Source organism: Campylobacter concisus, assembly GCF_002913945.1.
Classification (GTDB): domain Bacteria; phylum Campylobacterota; class Campylobacteria; order Campylobacterales; family Campylobacteraceae; genus Campylobacter_A; species Campylobacter_A concisus_P.
In genome coordinates, this window is the sequence record NZ_POZK01000035.1 from 176,934 (window position 1) to 199,120 (window position 22,187).

The 22,187-nt window shown below is 35.5% G+C and carries 23 protein-coding genes and 1 tRNA gene; 13 read left to right on the forward strand and 11 right to left on the reverse strand.

Features of this window, described 5'->3' with window-relative positions; genetic code table 11:
• Positions 1-11 precede the first annotated feature (11 nt).
• The gene (gene metK / locus CYP64_RS08530; RefSeq protein WP_103649420.1) at positions 12-1,217 is read right to left on the reverse strand and encodes a methionine adenosyltransferase; all 1,206 of its coding nucleotides are present in this window, start codon (positions 1,215-1,217) and stop codon (positions 12-14) included.
• A gap of 138 nt (positions 1,218-1,355) precedes the next feature.
• Between metK and sstT the strand changes: the two genes are divergently transcribed.
• The 13 genes from sstT (at position 1,356) to CYP64_RS08595 (ending at position 13,099) form a co-directional block, all read left to right on the forward strand.
• On the forward strand, positions 1,356-2,723 hold the full coding sequence (gene sstT, locus CYP64_RS08535; protein ID WP_440130151.1) for a serine/threonine transporter SstT: 1,368 nt from the start codon (positions 1,356-1,358) through the stop codon (positions 2,721-2,723).
• An 89-nt stretch (positions 2,724-2,812) separates the two neighbouring features.
• Complete coding sequence (locus CYP64_RS08540; protein WP_103649421.1) at positions 2,813-4,534, forward strand: M3 family oligoendopeptidase; 1,722 nt, start codon at positions 2,813-2,815, stop codon at positions 4,532-4,534.
• 1 nt (position 4,535) lies between these two features.
• Positions 4,536-4,985, forward strand: a complete 450-nt coding sequence (locus CYP64_RS08545) for a hypothetical protein (RefSeq protein ID WP_103649422.1) — start codon at positions 4,536-4,538, stop codon at positions 4,983-4,985.
• Between the two features lie 51 nt (positions 4,986-5,036).
• Positions 5,037-7,106, forward strand: coding sequence for an ATP-dependent helicase (locus CYP64_RS08550; protein WP_103649450.1), 2,070 nt, complete (start codon positions 5,037-5,039; stop codon positions 7,104-7,106).
• The gene (gene truB, locus CYP64_RS08555; protein WP_103649423.1) at positions 7,103-7,924 is read left to right on the forward strand and encodes a tRNA pseudouridine(55) synthase TruB; all 822 of its coding nucleotides are present in this window, start codon (positions 7,103-7,105) and stop codon (positions 7,922-7,924) included. Before CYP64_RS08550 ends, truB begins: the two co-directional genes overlap by 4 nt.
• Complete coding sequence (gene csrA / locus CYP64_RS08560; protein ID WP_021090864.1) at positions 7,918-8,148, forward strand: carbon storage regulator CsrA; 231 nt, start codon at positions 7,918-7,920, stop codon at positions 8,146-8,148. Before truB ends, csrA begins: the two co-directional genes overlap by 7 nt.
• Positions 8,145-8,888 carry a 4-(cytidine 5'-diphospho)-2-C-methyl-D-erythritol kinase gene (locus CYP64_RS08565; RefSeq protein ID WP_103649424.1) on the forward strand — a complete coding sequence of 248 codons (744 nt, stop codon included), beginning with the start codon at positions 8,145-8,147 and terminating at the stop codon, positions 8,886-8,888. The genes csrA and CYP64_RS08565 overlap by 4 nt, the downstream gene beginning before the upstream one ends.
• A gap of 14 nt (positions 8,889-8,902) precedes the next feature.
• Entirely contained in the window at positions 8,903-9,355 is a 453-nt protein-coding gene (smpB, locus tag CYP64_RS08570; RefSeq protein ID WP_035170093.1) for an SsrA-binding protein SmpB, read from the forward strand.
• Positions 9,356-9,363: 8 nt separating this feature from the next.
• Positions 9,364-9,960 (forward strand): thioredoxin, encoded by a 597-nt coding sequence (locus CYP64_RS08575; protein ID WP_103649425.1) that lies wholly within the window; start codon positions 9,364-9,366, stop codon positions 9,958-9,960.
• Between the two features lie 62 nt (positions 9,961-10,022).
• The gene (flgB, locus tag CYP64_RS08580; RefSeq protein ID WP_103649426.1) at positions 10,023-10,457 is read left to right on the forward strand and encodes a flagellar basal body rod protein FlgB; all 435 of its coding nucleotides are present in this window, start codon (positions 10,023-10,025) and stop codon (positions 10,455-10,457) included.
• 8 nt (positions 10,458-10,465) lie between these two features.
• Complete coding sequence (flgC, locus tag CYP64_RS08585) at positions 10,466-10,966, forward strand: flagellar basal body rod protein FlgC (RefSeq protein ID WP_103649427.1); 501 nt, start codon at positions 10,466-10,468, stop codon at positions 10,964-10,966.
• Positions 10,966-11,259 (forward strand): flagellar hook-basal body complex protein FliE, encoded by a 294-nt coding sequence (gene fliE / locus CYP64_RS08590; RefSeq protein WP_054196419.1) that lies wholly within the window; start codon positions 10,966-10,968, stop codon positions 11,257-11,259. Before flgC ends, fliE begins: the two co-directional genes overlap by 1 nt.
• 7 nt (positions 11,260-11,266) lie before the next feature.
• Positions 11,267-13,099 carry a peptidoglycan D,D-transpeptidase FtsI family protein gene (locus CYP64_RS08595; RefSeq protein WP_072594993.1) on the forward strand — a complete coding sequence of 611 codons (1,833 nt, stop codon included), beginning with the start codon at positions 11,267-11,269 and terminating at the stop codon, positions 13,097-13,099.
• A 112-nt stretch (positions 13,100-13,211) separates the two neighbouring features.
• Here CYP64_RS08595 and CYP64_RS08600 read toward each other — a convergent pair whose 3' ends face one another.
• From CYP64_RS08600 to CYP64_RS08645, 10 genes are all read right to left on the reverse strand, one after another.
• A complete protein-coding gene (locus CYP64_RS08600) occupies positions 13,212-13,712 on the reverse strand; it encodes a hypothetical protein (RefSeq protein ID WP_258032992.1) in 501 nt (166 codons plus the stop codon).
• Positions 13,713-13,765: 53 nt separating this feature from the next.
• Positions 13,766-14,140, reverse strand: a complete 375-nt coding sequence (locus CYP64_RS08605) for a fatty-acid--CoA ligase (protein WP_258032993.1) — start codon at positions 14,138-14,140, stop codon at positions 13,766-13,768.
• 57 nt (positions 14,141-14,197) lie between these two features.
• A complete protein-coding gene (ccsA, locus tag CYP64_RS08610) occupies positions 14,198-17,293 on the reverse strand; it encodes a cytochrome c biogenesis protein CcsA (RefSeq protein ID WP_103649429.1) in 3,096 nt (1,031 codons plus the stop codon).
• Positions 17,294-17,338: 45 nt separating this feature from the next.
• Positions 17,339-17,896 carry a c-type cytochrome gene (locus CYP64_RS08615; RefSeq protein ID WP_021090538.1) on the reverse strand — a complete coding sequence of 186 codons (558 nt, stop codon included), beginning with the start codon at positions 17,894-17,896 and terminating at the stop codon, positions 17,339-17,341.
• A 93-nt stretch (positions 17,897-17,989) separates the two neighbouring features.
• Positions 17,990-19,264, reverse strand: a complete 1,275-nt coding sequence (locus tag CYP64_RS08620) for a major outer membrane protein (protein WP_103649430.1) — start codon at positions 19,262-19,264, stop codon at positions 17,990-17,992.
• Between the two features lie 261 nt (positions 19,265-19,525).
• Positions 19,526-19,963 (reverse strand): hypothetical protein, encoded by a 438-nt coding sequence (locus CYP64_RS08625; RefSeq protein ID WP_103649431.1) that lies wholly within the window; start codon positions 19,961-19,963, stop codon positions 19,526-19,528.
• A gap of 133 nt (positions 19,964-20,096) precedes the next feature.
• Positions 20,097-20,684 (reverse strand): hydrogenase-4 component G, encoded by a 588-nt coding sequence (locus CYP64_RS08630; RefSeq protein WP_103649432.1) that lies wholly within the window; start codon positions 20,682-20,684, stop codon positions 20,097-20,099.
• Between the two features lie 83 nt (positions 20,685-20,767).
• A complete protein-coding gene (locus tag CYP64_RS08635) occupies positions 20,768-21,202 on the reverse strand; it encodes a Dps family protein (RefSeq protein WP_021090517.1) in 435 nt (144 codons plus the stop codon).
• A gap of 149 nt (positions 21,203-21,351) precedes the next feature.
• Positions 21,352-21,729: a rhodanese-like domain-containing protein gene (locus CYP64_RS08640; protein ID WP_087578606.1), complete on the reverse strand. Its 378-nt coding sequence runs from the start codon at positions 21,727-21,729 to the stop codon at positions 21,352-21,354.
• Positions 21,730-22,104: 375 nt separating this feature from the next.
• Positions 22,105-22,181: transfer RNA gene (locus CYP64_RS08645), tRNA-Arg, on the reverse strand.
• Positions 22,182-22,187: the final 6 nt, after the last annotated feature.

Below are 22,187 nucleotides of genomic sequence, written 5' to 3' on the forward strand. Positions count from 1 at the left end.
CACTTTTTTGATTATTTTTTTAGTAAAGCCTTGAAAGTATCGACCGCATCAAGCTTTTCCCAAGGGTATTTTGCATTTCCCACTTGACCTTTTGCAGCTACTTTTGCGTATAAAAACGTATCTTTGCTCGGTTTATCAAGACCAAATTTATTTGTTATCCAGCGAGGAGTTAGTGCGAAATGCTCGCTTACAAAATTTGAAAGCATATCGTCATTTACGCCATTTGCATGAGTTCCCATCGTATCAACGCTAACCGAGGTTGGCTTTGCAACGCCAATAGCGTAGCTTATCTGAACGATACATTTTTTAGCAAGACCAGCTGCGACGATATTTTTGGCTATCCAGCGCGCTGCGTAAAGTCCGCTGCGATCAACCTTCGTGTAGTCTTTACTTGACTGAGCACCGCCACCTATCGGGCTATATCCGCCAAAGCTATCGACGATTAGTTTTCTGCCTGTTAGGCCGCTATCGTGAAGTGAGCTGTGATTTACATATCTGCCTGTTGGGTTTATATAGATGATCGTTTTTTCTTTATTATATAGCTCTTTTGGAAGGCCAGTTTCATCTATTAAATTTTGTATTAGTGCGCGAAGCTCTTCTATCTTCATGCTCTCCACGCAAGGCACAGAGACGACGATAGTGTGGATGCTTTGAGGTTTGCAGTTTTCAAAGTTATCTTTGCTGCCATAATCAATCGTAACTTGTGTTTTTATATCAACACCAAGTTTATCAGGGTTTGCTTTGGCAAATTTATAGACTTTTTCACAAAGCATTCTTGCGTAAGTTATAGCTGCTGGCATAAATTCTTTCGCTTCGCAGCTTGCAAAACCAAACATGATGCCTTGATCACCTGCTCCGATCTCACCGTCACTTTGATCGACGCCTTGATTTATATCTGGGCTTTGTTGATTTAAACAAACTTTGACCTCGATATCGTCTGGGTGCAAACACTGCTCTTTTGTAAAGTTACTCTTACCATCATACCCAATGTGCGCAAGAGCATCTTTTACGATCTTTTCGTAGTCTTTATAAGAGAGTTTCACCTTTGAGTTTATCTCTCCGCCTATTATTATATTTTTTCCAGCTACAAAAACTTCGCTTGCAACGCGTCCATTTGGATCTTGCGTTAAGATGGTATCAACAATGCTATCAGCGATAATATCAGCACATTTGTCTGGGTGACCTGGACTTACAACTTCGGAAGTAAATAGATACATTTTTATCCTTTTTTCTTGACTAAATTTTGTGCAATTGTAACAAATCTATTTAAAAGGCTAATTAATCTTTATCAAATTCTTTATATTTAAAAATTGTTTAGCTAAAATCAATAAAAAACTAATTTATTAAGGTGTCAAATGAATATGCTTAAAAACATAGCAAGAAGATACGCCGATGGAAATTTGATAGTTCAAATTTTAGTTGGTATCATCCTAGGTGCCCTAGTTGGCTTTTACACACATTATCAGGCAGCCCCTTACAACAATATTTCAGCTAAAATTCAAACTATTCAAAACGAAAGTGGTTTGAGCGTAGATGAAGTTATAAAAACTCACCTTAGTCAAGATGAAGCCAAGCAGCTAAACGAAGCCAAAGAAAAAGCTAGCTCAGCAGATTCTATTGCAGCTTCAGCTTCAGTTTTAGGCGATTTATTCAAAGGCGCTTTAAAAGCTATCGCACCAATTCTTGTCTTTGTTTTAGTAGCAACATCCATCATTTTAAGAGATTTTGGTCATACAAAAGGTATGCAAAAGATCATTACACTCTATCTTGTCGGTACATTTTTAGCAGCCGTTGTTGCAGTTGTTGCTAGTTTCTTATTCCCAGTGGAGCTTTCTTTAAAAGGTCTTGCAAGTGCTGATATGTCAGCGCCTCAAGGGATTACCAATGTTTTAAAAGATCTCATTTATAAAATGGTCGAAAATCCAATAAACGCCCTTGCAAATGGTAACTATATAGGCATCATCACCTGGGCAGTTGGTAGTGGTATAGCACTTAGAAATTCCACAGCTGAGACCAAAAAAGTATTTAAAGACATAAGCGATGGTGTGACTCATATCGTTAAATTTATCATTAGACTAGCTCCATTTGGTATCTTTGGTATGGTAGCTATTAGCATTCACGAAACTGGATTTGAAGTACTTGCAGGATATCTAAAACTGATCTTAGTTCTTGTTGGGGCAATGCTTGTTGTCGCATTTATCATCTATCCGGCCATGGTTTTTGTATTAACTAGAAAAAATCCTTATCCGCTTGTCATGATCTGCCTAAAAGAGAGTGCTATTTCAGCATTTTTTACAAGAAGCTCAGCTGCAAATATCCCTGTAAATATGGCGCTTTGCAAAAAGCTTGGGTTAAAAGAAGAGCTCTACTCTATCTCTATCCCACTAGGTGCCACCATAAACATGGGCGGTGCAGCAGTTACCATCAGCATCCTAGCACTTACTGCGGTAAATTCTATCCCATCTATCACAGTTACATTTGGCGATGCGCTACTTCTTTGCTTCATCTCAGCTCTTGGCGCTTGTGGTGCATCTGGCGTGGCTGGAGGCTCACTTCTTCTAGTGCCATTAGCGTGCGGTCTTTTTGGTATCAGTAACGATATCGCTATGCAGTTTGTAACAGTTGGCTTTACTATTGGTGTTATCCAAGACTCAGTTGAAACTGCGCTAAATAGCTCATCTGATGTACTTTTTACAGCCGTAGCCTCAGAGACTTCAAACTAATACACATAAAATTTCAGCTAAATTTTGGCTGAAATTTTAATTTTATCCATTTTTTTGTAAAATATCCCAAAAAATTATAAAGGAAATTTATGCAGGTTTGGGATCTAAAAGCACTTTTTTCAAATGAAAAAGAGTGCGAGCAAAACGCTCGAAATTTACAAAAAGAGTGTAAAAAATTTAAAGAAAAATATTTAGAAAAATATAAAAATTTAAAAACAGATGAGTTTTTAAAGGCATTTGGCGAATATGAAAGCTTGATAGCTAAAATTTCAAAAACCATGACTTACGCTTTTTTAAATTTTGCTAAAGATACAAGCAAGGGCGCATTTTATGCAAAGATCGACGAGATAGCGACAAAAGCAAATGAAAATTTGATATTTTTTGAGATCAAATTTAATGAGCTTAGTCCTAAAAAACAAGAAGAAATTATCAAAAGTTCCAAAAAATACAGCTACTATTTAAGCAACCTAGCCAAAGCTAAACCGCACCAGTTAAGTGTAGCTGAAGAGAAAGTCTTACTACGCACAGCTAGCACAGGGGCTGAGGGGTTTTCGAGGCTTTTTGATGAGAGTATGAGCAAGATGAGGTTTAAATTTAAAGGCGAGCTTTTAAGCGAAGAGGAAATTTTAGCTAAGCTTCATGATAACGATCAGAGTGTACGAAAACTAGCTGCCAAAAGCCTTTCAAATGAGCTTAGTAAACACCAGCACCTTCTTGGCTATATATATAATATGATAAAAACTGATCTAAAAACGAGCTGCGAGCTGCGAAATTTCAATCTTCCAGAAGAGCCAAGACACCTTGAAAATCAAATCACCAAAAAAAGCGTTGACTCGCTCATTGCTGTAACTGAGAAAAATTTTGACCTGGTTGCTAAATTTTACGAGCGCAAAAGAGAAATTTTAGGCCTTAAAAAGCTTTATGACTACGACAGATATGCACCTCTTAGCAGTGAGGGTGAGTATAAATTTGATGAGTGCAAAAAGATAGTTTTAAAAGCATTTTCAAATTTCTCAAGCAAGTTTGGTGAAATCGCTAAAAGTGCCTTTAGTAACGGCTGGATCGACGTTTATCCAGCGCCAAACAAGCGAGGCGGCGCTTTTTCTCACTCAGGATCAAGCGACACACACCCTTATGTTTTGCTAAATCACACAAACCAGCGAAGAGACCTTTTCACGCTTGCCCACGAGCTTGGCCATGCTGTGCATCAAAAGCTCTCATATAGCGTAAGCTACCTAAACTCAGACACTCCGCTAACCACGGCTGAGACGGCTTCAGTCTTTTGCGAGATGCTAGTTTTTGACCACATAAAAGAAAACCTTAGCAAAAAAGAGAAAATTTCACTGCTTGCTGGCAAGATCGAGGATATATTTGCCACGCTTTATCGCCAGATAAATTTCACCACATTTGAGCGAGCCGTGCATGCACACGAGGGCGAGATCAGCCTAGATGAGCTAAATAAAATTTGGCTAAGAGAGAGCAAAAAAATGTTTGGCAAAAGTGTCACGCTAAATGACTACTACAAGATTTGGTGGAGCTACATCCCGCACTTCATCCACACGCCATTTTACTGCTACGCCTACTCTTATGCGCAACTTCTTGTGCTTGCACTTTTTGGGCTTTACAAAAGTGGCAAATGCAAAAATTTTGTTGAAATTTACACTGAGTTTTTGAGCCTTGGCGGCAGCCTTAGTCCAAAGGAGCTTGTAGGTAAATTTGGCTTTGATATCGATGATAAAAATTTCTGGCAGATCGGCATAAATGAGGTTAACAAGCTAGTAGATGAGTTTTTAGAAATTTCAAAGGATTAAGATGTTAGACGAAATTTTAGATGATGAGAAATTTTCACTTTTGATGAAGATGCACGTCTATGAGTGCATTGATTTTTTGCTTGAAAAAGGGGTAAATTTCTCAGTTATGGCAAATTTACCGCTAGTTAGCTTCGAGCCAAGCTTGCCAGATGAGATAAGTAGAAGCTTTAGCATGCCAGTCATTATGTTTTCACTTGGTGGCTATACGCTTGAGAGTGCGAAATTAACGCAAGATGAGCTTAGCTTTGAGGCTGGATTTGGTAGTGAAAATTTTGCCTCTGTGGTCTCTTTCCCACTTGGTGCAGTGGTTCAAATTTTGGTTGAAAATAGCCCGATCCTTGTAAATTTCTCTATCTACAAGCCAAAAGAGAAGCAAACGGACCACACAAAAAAATCAGTTTCAGTCTTTTTACAAAATCCTAAAAATAAAGATATATTTAAGAAAAAATAGTAATTTTAAGCATTTTTGGCTAAAATCAAAAGAAAAATTAAAAAGCAAAAAATGGAAAAATTACTATCAAATTTAAACGAATCTCAGCGCGAAGCAGCTACTCATATAGATGGTCCGATGCTCATACTTGCAGGAGCTGGCAGCGGCAAGACAAAGACGATCACAACTAGGCTTGCCTACCTCATCGGCGAGGTCGGTATAGACGCGGCAAATACACTAACTCTTACTTTTACAAACAAAGCCGCCAACGAGATGCGCAGTAGAGCCATGGCGATGCTAAGCCAAAGTGGCAAAAACTACTCGCCGCTACTTTGCACATTTCACAAATTTGGACTTTTGTTTTTAAAGCTTTACATAGAAAAGCTTGGCAGAAAAAATAACTTCGTCATAATCGACACAGACGATAAAAAACGCATCATCAAAAGCTTTGAAAGCCCGGTTGCCACGGCGATTTTATCAAGTGAAATTTCAAACTATAAAAACTCGCTTTTAAGCGTCGAAGAGGTCTATAAAAACGCAAATTTTTCATCATTTGATAAAAACAAAGATAATTTTTACAAGCAAGCTGCGCAAATTTATGAAAAATATGAAGATTATCTCAAAACAAATAATCTTGTTGATTTTGACGATCTACTAGGCCTTACGTATAAAATTTTAGATGAAAACGAAGATCTAGCGAGAGAAATTTCAAATCGCTACAAATACATAATGGTCGACGAGTATCAAGACACAAACGACCTTCAGTACAAACTCCTAAAAAAGCTCTGCTTATGCCACGAAAATATCTGCGTCGTAGGCGATGATGATCAAAGTATCTATGGCTGGCGCGGTGCGAAGATAGATAATATCTTAAATTTTAAAGATCAGTTTAAAGATGTAAAAATTATCAGACTTGAGAAAAACTACCGCTCAAGTGAGGCAATACTAAAGGCTGCAAATGAACTAATAGATCATAACCGCAACCGCCTTGGCAAAAAGCTTGTGGGCACAAAGGGTGAAGGCGAGGCCGTAAATTTGATAGAGAACTTTGATGAGAGCGTAGAGGCTAGTAAGATCGCAAAATGCATAAAAGAGCTTTTAAGCAAAGGCGTGCAAGCAAAAGATATCGCTATCTTATACCGCATAAACGCGCTTTCTCGCTCGCTTGAAGATGGGCTAAACAAAGAGCAAATCGCCTATAAAATGGTTGGCGGAGTTAAATTTTACGAAAGAGCCGAAATCAAAGACATTATTAGCTATCTAAGGCTGATAAACAATCCAAACGATGATTTTTCAATAAGGCGCATCATAAATCGCCCAAAACGCGGCCTTGGCAAAGTAAGCCTTGATAAGCTTGAAAAGATGGCATTTGAGGGTAAAATTTCTATCTTTGAAGCGATCTCAAACATCTCTGATAACGACGAAGCCTTTAGCAAAAAGGTAAAATCTGCACTTGTTGGGTTTGTGAACAATCTAAAAGAGCTTCAAGAAAGTAGCTCTGTTTTTGACCTAATAGATAAATTTGAAGCAAAATTTGGCGTAAAAAAATACTATGAGAGCTTGCCAGATGGCTCTGAAAGAGCAGCAAATATCGATGAATTTTACGCTGTTTTAAAAGATCAGATCAAGCAAAATCCAAGCTTTGATCTAGAAGAATTTCTAAATGAGATCACGCTAACAAGCGAGCAAGACGGCATCAGCGATGAGGCTATCAGTATCATGAGCGTGCATGCGAGCAAGGGGCTTGAGTTTGAACACCTTTTTGTGATCGGCCTTGAAGAGGGATTTTTCCCACTCATTGGCGATGGTAGCGATATCGAAGAAGAACGCAGGCTTGCATACGTGGCGATCACAAGAGCCAAAAAAACACTTAGCCTAAGCTTTGCAAATTCACGCTTTTACAAAGGCCAGCGCACAAGGCTAAATAAAAGCAGATTTTTAAGCGAGAGCGGCATAACGCATGGCTCGCTAGTCATCGAACAGAGCAATGAATTTAAAAAAGGCGACCTTGTTAAGCATAAAATTTTTGGTATCGGTAGGGTGAGCGCGGTTAGTAAGATCAAAAAAGAGTTTAAGCTAACTATAAATTTTGGTGGCAATGTAAGAGAAATAATGTCAAGCTTCGTGGAAAAGGCCGTATGAACGCCATCTTCGTGGCAAATAAGCCAGCTGGCATGAGTTCAAACCACTTTTTAGGACGACTAAAGAGAAAATATGGCATTAAAAAGGCTGGATTTTCAGGTACGCTTGATCCATTTGCAAGCGGCTGCCTAATAGTCGCTTTTGGTTCATATACGAAATTTTTTAGATTTTTAGATAAAAGTCCAAAAGTCTATGAAGCTACGATCTGGCTTGGGGCGAGTAGTCCGAGCATGGATAATGAAAATATCACTGAAATTTCAAATGTAGAAGAGATAAATTTAGAAAAACTAGAAGCCATAAGAAGTGAGCTGACTGGCAGGATAAGCTACATCCCGCCAAAATTTAGTGCCAAACATGTAAATGGTACAAGAGCCTATAAGCTAGCTAGAAATGGCGAAGAATTTGAGCTAAAGACAGAAACGATGGAAATTTTTGATAGCCAAATTTTAAACTATTCGCACCCATTTTTAACCATTAGTTTAAGCGTAAGCGAAGGAAGTTATATCCGTTCGTATGCAGAAATTTTTGGAAAAAAGCTTGGTTATAATGTAACTTTAAGCTCATTAAAAAGAATAAGTGAAGGCAAATTTTGCTACGAAAATGAAAAATTTTTGAATATTTGTGATTTTTTAAACATTCAGAATAATACATACTTTGGGGACATAAACGATATTCTTAATGGTAAGAAATTAAAAATTAACGATTTTGAAACACAAAAGCAAGGAATTTATTTGCTAAATTATGATAAATTTATGAGCGTAATCCAAATCACGGATGATACTATAAATTACACTCTAAATAAGGTTGAAAAATGTTAATCCTAGCAAGAAAAGAAAATGAAGAAATTTTAATAGGAAATGACATAAAAGTTGTCATAGTAAATATTTCAAAAAACACTGTTAAGCTCGGTATCGAAGCGCCACGAAATACAATGATACTAAGAAGCGAACTAGCAAATGATATCAAAAATGAAAATATCCATGCCACAAAAACTGCAAGTGAAGCCGATATTCATGAGCTAGCTAAAAAAATCGAGAAATGAAAAGCTTTGCAAAGATAAATATATTTTTAAAGATAGTTGGTACTAGAGGCAGCTACCACGAAATTTTATCGCGCTTTATCCTCTGTGAGCAGCTTTTTGATGAAATTTATTTTAAAAAGTCAAATTCATTTGCTATAGAATGCAACAACCACGATATAAAAGATAACATCATTCAAAAAGCGATAGATGAGCTAAAAAGAGCCGGCTTTTCAAACGAGCTTGACGAGTTTTTTAGCTCTCATAAAATCATCATCAACAAAAATATCCCAATTGGTGCGGGCCTTGGTGGAGGTAGTTCAAATGCCGCCACCTTTTTACTTATGGTAAATGATGAGCTAAATTTAAATATAAAACATGAAAATTTGATGCAAATAGCGTCTAAAATCGGTGCAGATGTCGCTTTTTTCGTATGTGGCTACAAGGCGGCAAATGTAAGCGGCATAGGTGAGATCATAGAAGAATTTGATGATGAAGTACCTGGTTTAAATATCTTCACGCCAAATGTTTTTTGCTCTACACCGGCGGTTTATCAAGAATTTAGAAGCAATTTCTTACAATACATAGACGTTAATGCTGCAAAAAAGATGCAAAATTTAAAAAGCAAAGAGCTACTTGAAATTTATAAAAATGGGGAGTTAAACGATCTTTTTGCCCCATGTTTTAAACTCTATCCACAGATGAATGAGTTTAAAGATAAATTTCTAAGTGGCAGCGGCAGTAGCGTATTTAGCGTAAAATAAAAGGTAAAATTTTGATAAAAGATCTAGCAAAAAACAAAAAAGCTTTGCATGACTTTAGCATACTTGAAACCTTTGAGGCTGGCATCGTTTTAAAAGGCAGCGAGGTCAAGGCTCTAAGGGCTGGTAGAGCAAATCTAAAAGATAGCTTTGTGCGCGTCATAAAGGGTGAGCTTTTTTTATTAAACGCCCACATCAGTTATCTTGAGACCACGCATAGCGCATTTCGTCCAAATGAGCGAGCAGCCAGAAAACTTTTGATGCATAGAAAGCAGATCGATAAAATTTTTGGTCAAGTCTCACAAGATGGACTAGCACTGGTTGTTTTAGCACTTTATCTAAGCGATAAAAACATCGTAAAAGCAAGACTAGCCCTTGCAAAAGGTAAAAATTTACACGATAAACGCGAGACTCTAAAAAGACGCGAGGCAGACAAAGAGGCAAGAGCTGCCATAAAAAGATATGTTTAAGGGATAAGATGAAGAATTTGCTTGTTTTAATAATCACTTTATTTGCTTTTTTTGGCTGTGGTGACGATGAGAGCAGTAGTGTAAATTTTAAAGAATTTAGCCCAAATGAAGAGGTTAAGCTTGTAGATGTAAGCGGCAAGGAGCTTACTTTAGTTCGAAAAGATCACGGCTTTGCTATCAAAAATGATGAAAATAAGGTTTTAATGATCGATATTTTTGGTACATTTTGCCCGCCTTGTCAAAAAGAGGCAGCTGAGCTTACAAAATATCAGCTTGAAAACAAAGATAAATTTACACTAATTGGACTAACTCACTTTGAAAATGTCACAAATGAGTATGTTTTGCACGAATTTATGCAAAAATTTAATGCCTACTATTTCATAACAAACAATCAAAAGATAAATGACAGACTTGCCGAACAGATCGTAAGAGACATCGAATACAAACACGAGATCGCACTACCTTTTAAAGTAGTGATAAAAAATGGCGAATATCAAATTTTAACAGACGTAGATAGCGGACAATACGGGGTAAAATACTATCTTGGTGGTATAAAAGTCACAAAAACGAAAGAAGATCTGGTAAAAATTTATGAGACAAAATAAATTTGCCCTATATTTGGAACATCGTTTGCTTATAAAAATGTGAAATTTCATAAGGATTTTAAATGTTTGTTTTAGATAAATCAAAATCTAGCCCACTTGTTGAATCAGCTCTTGCAGGCAGAGAACTACGCCAAAAACTAATCTCTGGCAATCTTGCAAACGTTGATACACCATTTTATAAAGCTAGAGATATAAGATTTGAAGATGTTTTAAAAGAAAAAGCAAATGAAATTTATAACACTTCAAGCCAAAAAAAGCTACAACTTGCTAAGACAAACGAAGCACATATGGCTGCAGTTGATTTTCCAAAAAGCGACACAGCTCAAATTTTCTTACGTGACGGTCACATGGCTAGAAATGACGCAAATACAGTAGATCTTGACGTAGAAACAACAGAGATGAGCAAAAACACAGTTATGATAAATGCCCTTGATAACGCCTACAAGGCTCAAAGCAATATCTTTAAAAGCGTAATAGACGCAAGTGCTAAGAACTAGGAGAGATGATGTCATACTTAAATGATTTTGATATTAGTGGATACGGACTAAGCGCACAACGTTTCAGAATGAACGTCATCAGCTCAAACATAGCAAATGCTCAAACTACAAGAACAGCTGAAGGTGGCCCTTACAGAAGGCAAGAGGTCATCTTTAAAGAGATGAGTTTTGATAAAATTTTAAATGATCAGCTTAAAAATTCGCAAAGCTTACTTGAGTATGAAAATCCACTCGACGACCCAAGCTCACCAAGAAACGCTCACCCTGCCCTAACTAGCGTGATCGTGGATAAAGTGGTGCGTGACGATAAGGACTTTCAGCTAAAATATGACCCGAGCCATCCAGACGCAAATGCAAATGGCTACGTCGCATTTCCAAATATAAATCCGGTTATTGAGATGTCTGACCTACTTGAAGCAACAAGAGCATATCAAGCAAACGTGGCAGCCTTTCAAAACGCAAAAACAATAGCACAAAGTGCAATATCACTTATTTCAGGACAAGCATAATGATAAATAGTATAAATTTAGACAAAATAAATAAAAATGAAAATTCAAATAAAATAGCAAAAGCAGGCGAACAAGGCGGCTTCGAAAATGCTTTAAACGACTCTTTAAAAGAGCTAAACAAGGTTCAAATAAACGCTGATAAAGCCATAGCTGATCTTGCAACTGGCGAGGTAAAAGATCTTCACCAAGCTGCTATTGCGATAGGTAAAGCAGAGACTAGCATGAAGCTTATGCTAGAAATTCGCAACAAAGCACTAAGTGCTTATAAAGAAATTTCTAGAACACAAATTTAAGTCATTAATGAATTCCAGAAAATCAAAAATAACCATACTTTTTTTATTAATTACTTTTGGAATTTCAATATTTGTGCTTGTCATATTTTATAGAGCAAGTATCGAGCGAAAGCTTCCTAGGCTTCAAACAAGCGATATAAATACAGCAATTCGTGGTAACATAATCACAAAAGATGGCTTTAGCATCTCTTCAAGTCAAAAGCTTTACAAAGTGATGCTTGATACTAGAAACATCGATCCTAATAAAAAAGAGATGTTTATCAAACTATATTCACTTTACAGTGGCGACGATCCAAACAAAGTAAGAAAGATCATAAATGGTACAAAAGGTATCGTTACACTCTCATATAGCATTGATGCAAAGGGGGCTACCTACCTTCAAGAGCTCTCAAGAAAGCTAAATCGCAAGAGTATTTTGGTTTCATATCTTGACCCAAAAACAGGACTTGCTTCATTTCAGGGCATGAGAGTAATGGAGAGCGGCCAAAATCGTAAATTTATGTCAAAAGATGCCCTCACACCAGCTATTGGCTACGTGAGCAAAACTGAAAGTGACGCACTTACAAAGAGTAAAGGCGTAAAAGGCCTTGAGAGATATTATGAAGATTATTTAGCTCCGATACAAAATGCAAAAATTTTAGGCCCTCGTGATATTGGAAACAATATCATTTTAACAAGTGACTCGAATTTAGCAACAAGAGTAGATGGCTACAATGCGGTACTTTCTATACCGCTTAAATTTCAAACTAAACTAGAGCAAATTTTAGATGAAAAGCGTGAATTTCTAGATGCAAAAGAGCTAGTCATCTGCATAATGAATAGCAAAAACGGAGAAATTTTAGCCCTAGCTTCTAGCTCAAGATACGATCCTTCAAACATAAGAAAGCAAGATTATAGCGCTCTAAATTCGACCGTTAGTGAATATGCTTATGAAGTTGGCTCGGTTTTTAAGCCATTTATATTTTCTATCTTACTTCAAGAGAAGAAAGTAAATCCATTTGAGCTTGTAAATACCTATAATGGCCGATACCAACTTGGCAAAAGGATAATCAAAGATACCCATCCAGAGCCTTTTATGAGCGCTGAAGATATAATCGTACACAGTTCAAACATTGGCATGATTCAGCTTGTTGAGCGTTTAAATGGGCCACAAATTTATCAAGGACTTTTAAATTTTGGCTTTTCAAGAAAAACAGGCATAGATCTACCTTACGAGCAAGTAGGTATGATGCCAACAGTTACAAAGCTAAACTCATCGACATATAAGGCGACTGTGAGCTACGGATATGGCTTGCAAGCTACATTTATGCAGCTTTTAAAAGCCTACAATACATTTAATAATAAAGGCATTGAAGTTACTCCTCACATGGTTGCCTACTTAGAGAGAAATGGAAAAAGATACGATTTGCCAAAGTCCGAGCCAGCTCAAGTTATATCACAAGAAACCGCAAAGATAATGAAGAGAATTTTAATAAAAACGGTTGAAAAAGGTACTGGACTAAAAGCCTTTACGCCAGGACTTGAGATAGGTGGCAAGACTGGAACTGCACATATTGCCTCAGGTAGTGGTGGATACAGCAATACCTACAATGGCTCATTTTTTGGCTTTGTAAATGACACAAGAGGCAATAGCTACACAATAGGCGTTCTAGCAAGAGATCCTAAAAGACCTTACTACTACTTTGGTGCTCAAAGTGCGTTGCCTATGTTTAAAAAAGCAGTTGATCTGATGGTTGAAGATGGATATTTATTTCCTGATGCAAATGTAATAGCTGAGTTTGAAGCTAAAAAAGATAAGCTTAAAAATGACAAGACAAAACAAAAACCTGCTTTGGACTAAAATTTTAAAAACGAGAAAGACCTAAAAATTAAGCAAAAGCTAAATGTAAAAATTTCTCTTGCTTTTTGGCATTTTCTCTAATTGCAAAACCTTTAATGCTCTTAAAATACTTTTAGTTTCTAATAGCAATTAAATTATAAATGGAAAATCTAAACTGATCAAAAAGATTTAAGCCTCTCATATTTTTAGAGGTTACCTCTTTGTCATCTTTGTAGTTTTTTCCGCCTAAAAAGAGCAGATAAATAAGCGGGGTAACATAATTAAATCTTAAGAAAAGCGCTACAATGCAATGAAAAAAGCCGTAGTTATATCTGATACAAACATAAAAACCATAAATTATATAGGCCATCATTAAAATTAAAAAAGCATAGAATACAAAGCTTAAACCAGTATAATCTGAAATATTTAAAAAGCTACAAACAAAAATAAAAGCACTTACTAAAGTAGGCAATATAATGATTGGAAAAATTAGATGAAGCCCGATTAGATCAAATTTACTCGCATAAACCTTTATGTTATATTTACCTGCAGGAATTATCAAAAATATAGGCAATACGATTGAAAAGAAAATAAGAGATATCATGCATATAGAATCAAAATCATAAGAACTCATTTTTATCCCAAGCTTAATTTTAAGATATTTTAACTACACTTTTTTAAATAAATTTATCTACGATTTTTGCGATTTTCTATGCCGATTTTCTCACTCTCTTCTATCTCGACAATATAGCTTGGATTTTTCTTTTTAGCCTCTTTGTCTAAAAAACTAATGAGCTTCGCATCAGAATTTTTATGAGAGCAGATTAAAATTATGAAATTTATATAGTTATTTGCTTCTTTTGGCATGACTTGGTTATTTTTAGCTGGTATACTAAAATTTCCTACAAAGATTTGAATAAGTTCGAAAAGCTCGTTTTTACTTAAACTATTATCACCCGCAAGCCTTTCAAGCTTTTCGATCGTTATCTCTTCTTTTTCAAATACAAGCTCCTTTGTTTCGGTGCTATAATCCCTATTTCTTAAAAGTATATAGATTAACACACAAATTGCAATTAATAGCAATACAATAAAGAAAACTATTAGACCTTTTATTAGCATCTAAAGCCTTGAACAAAGTGATCGCTTTGTAAATGCCAAAACACTCATAAGTACCATTATTACGATACTAATCCAGACAAAATCAGGCACAGGTAATGGATCGCCAGCAGCATACGAGTGCATACCAGCTAAATAAAAATTTACGCCAAAATAAGTCATAATAATCGACCAATAAGCAAAGAATGAAGCTACCGCAAATGCATACTGATTATTTAGCCTTGGAATAAATCTTATATGAAGAACTGCGGCATAAACAAGTATTGAAACTAGCGCCCAAGTCTCCTTGCTGTCCCAGCCCCAATATCTACCCCAGCTCTCGTTCGCCCAAACACCGCCCAGGAAATTTCCAAGAGTAAGCAAGCTAAGTCCTAGTATCATAGCCATCTCATTTATACGGGTAGCTTCAAGAATATTACGAGAAATTTCTGGATTTGGTTTTTTCTTATTTTGTAAAATGATAAGCAATAGTGTAAAGCCACCAAGTAACGCGCAAAGCCCTAAAAATCCATAACTTGCAGTAATGACAGAAACGTGTATTGTTAGCCAGTAGCTTTGAAGCACTGGAACAAGTGTAGTGATCTGCGGATCCATCCAGCTAAGGTGCGCAACAAACAATGTAACGCCAGCCAATATAGACGTAAGAGCAAGGGCGATAGGGCTACGTTTTGCAAAGACGATACCAGAAAATCCTAAAGCCCAAGCGATATAGACCATCGATTCATAAGCGTTACTCCAAGGCGCATGCTCAGCAATGTACCAACGAAGTCCAAGTCCGACAGTGTGAGCAAGAAAAGCTAGTAAATTTATAATGTATACAACTCTTACAATACCATTTATCTGAACTTTTGGAGCTAGCATTTTAACAAAAACAAAAAATAAAAGCGCTAGGCCAGCCAAAAGATAAATCGGCGTCAATCGCTCAAAAATTTGAATTTTATTAAACAAAATTTCTATATTTATCTTTTCTTCACTTGGCATTACAGCAGAACCATACTTTTGCTGATAGACTGAAATTTTATCAAGTGCGGCATCAGCCTTGCTCCAATCATTATCTTTTGTTGCTGCATCAACTGCTGCAAAATACTCTCTCATCATATTAATGACTAGATCGGCCTCCTTAGGCGGAAAGTACATCATTGCACTAGCAGGCGAATACCAAGAGTTTGATGGGTCATCTTGTTTTGGAAAAATTTTAAAAATTTCACCAATAAATATCATATAAAAAACATTCAATCTCTCATCGATCTTGATCACATCTTTATCAAATGTATTGCGTGATCCAGGGTGCTTACGATTAGCAATTTCAGCAAATTTTGTGAGTTTATATTCACTTCCGCCATCTTTTGTGGCTCTAAAAAAATCATTAAAACTTGCATACTTTGCATTTTCATCTATGCCAAGCTCTTTTTTTAGCTCCTTGCTTTGTCCAAGTGAGATAATTTTTTCACTTCGCCAAAAATCAGGCGTTACCATTATTGAAAGCATGGCTTGATTCGAGTTTAGGCTATTTATACTCTCGCTTCTATGTATTTTATTTAAAATTTCTTTGCTAAGAGTGTCAAATGGCTTCATTCTACCATCTGAGCTTTGCACAATAAGTCTAGAAAGCTTTTGTGTGTGCTCTTTGCTGATATTAGGCAAAAAGTCTTCAGCCTTTAATGAGCTAAAATTTAAACTTAAAAGCATAATGGCAATGATAGCAACAACCTTTTTACCACCTTTTGTTGATTCATTGTCTATTAACTTAGCTAGTTTTCTAAAACGGCTACCAGGATTTACAACATTTAACACAAAGCCAAGCCCAAGTAAAAAGTACCCGATATAAGTTGGTATCTTACCTGGATCTTTATTGACAGAGAGAATGGTTCCCTTTTCATCTGTATCGTATGAACTTTGGAAAAATCTATAACCATCATAGTCAAGCACATGATTCATATAAATTTTATAGTCAAGCCCCGACATGTTTGTATCATCTTTTACAATAACTTCACTTGAATAGCTCATAGGCGAATTTGAGCCAGGATATCTTTTAAGCTCAAAGTCTTTTAAGTATAAGCTAAACGGAAGTTTAACTTGCTGTGCACCCCATGAAGCGTTAAATTTTTGTCCAGCCACAGCCAAGCGTGAAGGCTCTGTTAGGTTATAAAAAATATGCATCTCTTTACTCTCGCCTTTATAATTTAATTCAGCTATCAAGGCGTTAAATTCGCTATCTTTTGCACTAACTAGCTTTCTTGAGGCATGAGTCGAAACTAATCTTGGAGCAAAATTTATATTTGAAATAGTATAAAGACTACCCATGCCAAATTCATTGACGCTACCAGCTTTTAACTCAGTTTTTGAACTATCACTCATTGTAAATTTTGAAAGATCAGTATTTGAAGTAACAGTGAATTTTCCGTCCACTAATTTAAAAAGTACATATTTTTTACTTTCATCCGGCTTAGCATTAAAGATAAAACTAATATCTGCAACTCTTGCTTCCTCTTCTTCTAACAAGAAGATTTCTTCACTTTCACTCTCGTTTGAAACCACAAATTCCACTACTGGTTGCCCATTTTTATCACCCACAAACTTATAACTTGCATTTGGCACAAATTCTTTAAATTTTAAATTAGCTTCATTATCTGCTATTTTTAGCTTTAGATCAAAACCTTTTTTTGCATCAGAAAGTCCTAACGGCAAAGCAGCGTTTATCTCTTCTCCATTATCATTTAATGCGGTTAAATTTAAATAGGATATTTTTGTCGTAACGATATTTGACTGAGCTTTTTCTCTTATATGCATATCAGCCTCAAAGCCAAGATATCTTGTTATTCCGGCACCGATTAAGATAACGATAAAACCAAGGTGAAAGATAAGCGAAGGGAGTTTTTTGGGATCGATTAAGTTATATCTAAAGATATTATAGGCCAAATTTATACCAAGAAGTAGTTGAATGAGCGCAAACCAGCTGGCACCATAAACATAGTACCATGCAGCTTCTGTGCTAGTTTTACTTTCTATTATCGTAGCGGCTCCGCTAGCTATGGCAAAGATTATCATCAAAATGATAGCTGAGCCCATACTTAAAAATAATGATTTTGGATTTAACATCTGCTTCCTTTTATTTACATTATGACAAAGCTATCAAAGTAAAACTTATCTTAAATAACTGCCTTGCTTTGTTTGAGTAGAGACTGGTTTGTTTTCATTTGCGTCTTGTTCAGCAAATGCATCTTTGCCTTTTAGATAGGCAAGAATCGCACCAAGGTCATTATTTGAAAGAATTTTAGCTTGGTTTTGCATTACATTTTTACCACTTCCACCAAAACTTGAGTCACTTCTATAAGAGATAATACTATCTTCAATATCTTTAGCATCCATATTTTTTAGAGGTGTTGAACCAAATGGCCTTTTATCAGCATTCTCGCCATGACAGCTAGCACATTGCTTTTCATAAAGCTCCTTACCCAAAGAAACACTATATCTACCCTTTCTATCAACGCCTAATTTTAAAATTCTATTATCTTTATAGCGTCTTGGATCTTCATCGACATAAACATTTACTTTTTCATTTCTATCATTAGCCTGCTTTTTTGCCATTTCAGCAAGTTCTTTACCAAACTCACCACGAGCTTCTATATAGTAGACCTGTGAAGCTGCAAAGGCATTTGCCACCAAAAAACACGCCAAAAAAGAAATTTTAATACTTTTCATAATTTTCCTTGAAATTTTGCTCTAAATTTAAAAATCCCGGATCAGATTGCTCCGACCCGGGATTATATCATAAGTTGATTAATGAGCTATGAATTAGAATGAGTATTTAGCTTCAAATCTAAATTTATCTTCTTTTGTTTTTACATCATCAGGTAATTTATGTGTTTGGAAAGAGTAGAAAGAGCTAAATTTCAACTTTTTGCTATATTGATAAGCAAATCTTGGAACAAATTCTTCAACTTTATCTTTTATGTCTGGATTGCCAGTACCGCCAAATACTTTTTGAGTACCTTTTACATAGTCTAAACCAACTGTAAATTTATCAAATGTATAAGCACTTGTTGCATAGAGGAAGTTGCCTTTACCTTCTGTAAATGTCCAATCAAATACATCTTCACCAGCATCAATAAGAGCACCCTGATCTTCAAAACTAAATGATGTTACACCTTTATCTTGAACTTTCCAGCCAATATAACCAGCAGCTAGATCAAGACCAAATAGTGATGTTGAAAGTTCGCCAGCATAGAAATTACCATCATTGTATTTAGCACCATTTTCTGAAGTTAAATACCCTTTTGCTTCTCTATCAGCTGAACTATTTACATAGTTAAGTCTTGCACCTAAAGAAATATCATTATTAATAGCAAAATTTGCTGAAACATCAGCTGCAAGTACGTCAGCTAAGTTTGTAAGGCTAGCATACCATAGTTGGAAGTTGATAGGATCATATGAGCCAGCGATACCAGCTGCATATAGGTTACCAACATCATAGCTATTTAAAAGACTGGTAGCTTTTAATTCTGGTTTATCACGATCTGCTCCTGCATATAAAGTACCATCAGCCCATTCACTAGAGATAGCATCAAACGCTAAAGCTGTAAGCGTAAGACCTTCGATATCTTTATTTACCACTCTTACACCTGTACCAACTGCATCATCAGTAAAGTATGAACCAATAGCTTGCTTACCGGCTGTGATAGTAGTATTTCCAGCTTTATAACCAAGATAGAATTGGTGAACATTAAATGTCTTTGTTGTATCTGTTTTATCTGTACCATCTGTATTATCTATTTTAGCGTTATCGCCTGAGCCATCAACAGAGTTATATCTTAAACCAATAACACCAAAAAAGTTATCATCAATAGCGGCTTTAAAGTTTGTAACCATTCTAAATTGATGATTAGCTTTGCTTTTTTTTGCAACATCACTTTGCTCTGTATCTTTATTGTGAGTATTTGTATATCTATATCTTGCAAATCCTGAAAGATCTACATTTTTTATAGCTTCTTCAAGTGGGGTAGCACTTGCTACGCTTGAAAATGCACCTAAAGCAACCAAAGTGGCTAAACTAATTTTTGTTAGTTTCATTTTTTCTCCTTTTAAGGTTTTGTGACAATGATTATAATCTATAAATTTTAATTTAAAGCTTAAAAAATCATAAAATTTTTAATTTTTGTTACCAATCGTTTACTGATTTTAACCGAAAAAGTATATTTTGATAATTTGGCCCTTAAAAAAGTATCTTAAAAAATTAAGTAAAATAAGAAGGGGCCGTTGCTTGCCCCTTAAAAGGAGTTCTAGTTTTGATTGCTGTTGAAATTATATAAGCAAGCAGTAAATCAACGGTAATTAAAAAGAAATTTTTTCCTCTTTTGGCACTTCTATATTTGTTTTTACATTTTTTCTTTTAATAATCACTTCATTTTGCGGCTTTTTTATACCATTATATAAGCCACTAGAGCCACCCTCTTTTATAAGCAACATATCTATAAGTTTATCTGCATAAAAGGTCGCATAGACTAAGTCGCCTTTATCATAATAGTATCTATTTGCACAAAAATTTGCTTTATTGAGTTTGTGATTTTTTGTATCGCTCGCCACTATTTCATAGCAGTATTTTGAATCTTTATAAGTAACCTCTTTTATAAAACCTTTGATCGAGCTTTTTGCTGGTGTATTTTGCATGACCTGTCTTGGCTGTTTTCGCACTGGTGGATTGTCTTCAAAAAATGAGCAACCCAAAAACATGATAGTAGTTGCCAGTGGAAGTAAAATTTTAGCTTTCATCTCTTCTCCTTATTGTAAAACGGCGAAGTATAACTTTTAAGATTAAATAAATTTTGCGGGAAATTAAAGGCTCGCATCTAAATTTATATACACAATCATACAAATTTATCTTAGGCGAGCCTGCCTAAAATAGTTAAGCTGAAACATTTAAAACGTTACCGCCAAGCTCGGCGATCTTTTTATCAAGTGTCTCAAGGGTCTTTTCAATAGTCTTTTGTGAAATTTCAGGAAGCTCGCCTCCCCAAATTTTCTTCGCATCCTCAAAACCCTTTGCCACACCCTCTATACCGGCTTTTAGTTTTTCCACGTCATCACCTACACCATTTAGCACAAAGCTAGCTATCCTCTCAGCCGTATTTGCGATACCAAAAAATCCATTCTCACTAATAAGATCATTTGCCTCGTCACTAGTTAGCTCGTTTAAAGATTTACCATTATAGCCGATATTTGCAAGATCAAGGCCTGATAAAATTTCTAATAAATTTTTAGGCGCATTAAAGCTTAAGCCACCTTGAGCTAATAAATTTGAACTACTACTTTGAGCAATCTCTTTTTGATACTGCAAAAAGTAGCTATTTGAAATGTCTTTGGCTGTTAAATTTGTAATTTCAGACTCTTTTTTAGAGATACCTTTTTCTTCTTTATGAAGTGAAATTTCTGATTTTACATTTTCTTTTAGGCTTGAATTATTATATGAGTTTGTGATTTGAGAAATTTTCATTTTGGCTCCCTTAAAATTTATAGAATCAATATCGCCAAAAAGTAGAATTTATTTAGATAAAGCGGGAAAACTCCCGCTAGTAGTTATTTGCTAAGTGTTGCGTTTAGCATCCAGATCGCTTTTTCAAATTTTGCGATTTGATCTTGTGCATACATTTGAGTTGTTGTATCACCTTCTGCAAGCTCGTCAAGCTTTTTAAACTCGCCCAAGAGGTGTTTATAATCAGCCAATACAATCTCTAAAACCTCAGTTGGAGTGTAAATTTCTTTTGGCTCGTGTTTGATGTGAGTAACTTTTGCTAGCTCCTCAGCCTTGACGATAGGTCTGCCACCAAGCATAAGAGCCCTCTCTGCTGCATCGTCAAATATCTCACTCATATCTTCATAAGCTTTTTCTGTGTATTCATGAACGCTAAAAAATTGAATACCTTTTACATTCCAGTGAAGATCGTGAAATTTAATATAAAGTGCATTTGCATCAGCCTGAATAACATTTAATTGTAAAATAACTTTTGACATTTTGTCTCCTTCTTTATTATAAATATGATGAAATTATATATAGCTAGAGTTAATCGGTGGTTAATCAAATAATAAATTTTATTATTTGATATAAAATTTGACTACAAAATAAAATTATCTTGTAGTCAAACGTAGAATCATAAATTTTTCTATTTTTTATATGGTGTAGTTTTGTAGCCTTGCTCGATCAAACTACTCATACCTCCATCCAAATTTATTATCTTAAGATCTGAGCTATCTATCGCTGCGGCTGCTGCTGTGCTTCTTCTGCCACTTCTGCAAACAATAGCAATAGGTTTTTTGATATCGACTGCCTTTGAAAGCTCCTCTAAAAATGTGCTCTTATCGTTTGGATTAAAAGTTATAGTCTTTGCACCTGCGATAACGCCAGTCTCTTGCCACTCAGATGGGGTTCTAATATCGATAATCTGATCATATTTTTTGATCTCATCTGGGCTTATATTAACGGTTTTAACATCAGCTGACAACATACAACAAACAGCTCCTAAAAGTAAAATTTTTTTCATCTACTCTCCTTAAATAATTTTTTGAAATGTTAGCACGGATTATTAAATATATAAAAATTTTTGTTGATAAAATTTATTAGTTTAGATAAAAATTAATAATATAACGTATTGATAAAAAAGCTAAACCTACTACGAATGCATATATAGATAAACCGACTAGATTGATAAAAATATATTCACTTGCCATTACATTTTTAAAAATTTTTCTTTGATTTTAGTAATCTTATTTTTTTAAAAGTTTATTCTTTTTATCTTTTCTTTTACTCTATTTGCTGATCAGCATAAGAATAGTTTTTATAAATTGCTATATCTTAATTGTACGTTTTAGTATATACTTGTTTGAGTATTTTGTATTTTATAAAGATGATTATATAATGGTGTCCCCAACAGGGTTCGAACCTGTGGCCTTAGAATTAGGAATTCTACGCTCTATCCAGCTGAGCTATGAGGACAAATTT

Excerpts from the sequence above, each read along its gene's own strand:
- metK (WP_103649420.1), bottom strand. The coding sequence starts at position 1,217 with ATGTATCTATTTACTTCCGAAGTTGTAAGTCCAGGTCACCCAGACAAA.
- sstT (WP_440130151.1), top strand. The coding sequence starts at position 1,356 with ATGAATATGCTTAAAAACATAGCAAGAAGATACGCCGATGGAAATTTG.
- CYP64_RS08540 (WP_103649421.1), top strand. The coding sequence starts at position 2,813 with ATGCAGGTTTGGGATCTAAAAGCACTTTTTTCAAATGAAAAAGAGTGC.
- CYP64_RS08545 (WP_103649422.1), top strand. The coding sequence starts at position 4,536 with ATGTTAGACGAAATTTTAGATGATGAGAAATTTTCACTTTTGATGAAG.
- CYP64_RS08550 (WP_103649450.1), top strand. The coding sequence starts at position 5,037 with ATGGAAAAATTACTATCAAATTTAAACGAATCTCAGCGCGAAGCAGCT.
- truB (WP_103649423.1), top strand. The coding sequence starts at position 7,103 with ATGAACGCCATCTTCGTGGCAAATAAGCCAGCTGGCATGAGTTCAAAC.
- csrA (WP_021090864.1), top strand. The coding sequence starts at position 7,918 with ATGTTAATCCTAGCAAGAAAAGAAAATGAAGAAATTTTAATAGGAAAT.
- CYP64_RS08565 (WP_103649424.1), top strand. The coding sequence starts at position 8,145 with ATGAAAAGCTTTGCAAAGATAAATATATTTTTAAAGATAGTTGGTACT.
- CYP64_RS08575 (WP_103649425.1), top strand. The coding sequence starts at position 9,364 with ATGAAGAATTTGCTTGTTTTAATAATCACTTTATTTGCTTTTTTTGGC.
- flgB (WP_103649426.1), top strand. The coding sequence starts at position 10,023 with ATGTTTGTTTTAGATAAATCAAAATCTAGCCCACTTGTTGAATCAGCT.
- flgC (WP_103649427.1), top strand. The coding sequence starts at position 10,466 with ATGTCATACTTAAATGATTTTGATATTAGTGGATACGGACTAAGCGCA.
- fliE (WP_054196419.1), top strand. The coding sequence starts at position 10,966 with ATGATAAATAGTATAAATTTAGACAAAATAAATAAAAATGAAAATTCA.
- CYP64_RS08595 (WP_072594993.1), top strand. The coding sequence starts at position 11,267 with ATGAATTCCAGAAAATCAAAAATAACCATACTTTTTTTATTAATTACT.
- CYP64_RS08600 (WP_258032992.1), bottom strand. The coding sequence starts at position 13,712 with ATGAGTTCTTATGATTTTGATTCTATATGCATGATATCTCTTATTTTC.
- ccsA (WP_103649429.1), bottom strand. The coding sequence starts at position 17,293 with ATGTTAAATCCAAAATCATTATTTTTAAGTATGGGCTCAGCTATCATT.
- CYP64_RS08615 (WP_021090538.1), bottom strand. The coding sequence starts at position 17,896 with ATGAAAAGTATTAAAATTTCTTTTTTGGCGTGTTTTTTGGTGGCAAAT.
- CYP64_RS08620 (WP_103649430.1), bottom strand. The coding sequence starts at position 19,264 with ATGAAACTAACAAAAATTAGTTTAGCCACTTTGGTTGCTTTAGGTGCA.
- CYP64_RS08625 (WP_103649431.1), bottom strand. The coding sequence starts at position 19,963 with ATGAAAGCTAAAATTTTACTTCCACTGGCAACTACTATCATGTTTTTG.
- CYP64_RS08630 (WP_103649432.1), bottom strand. The coding sequence starts at position 20,684 with ATGAAAATTTCTCAAATCACAAACTCATATAATAATTCAAGCCTAAAA.
- CYP64_RS08635 (WP_021090517.1), bottom strand. The coding sequence starts at position 21,202 with ATGTCAAAAGTTATTTTACAATTAAATGTTATTCAGGCTGATGCAAAT.
- CYP64_RS08640 (WP_087578606.1), bottom strand. The coding sequence starts at position 21,729 with ATGAAAAAAATTTTACTTTTAGGAGCTGTTTGTTGTATGTTGTCAGCT.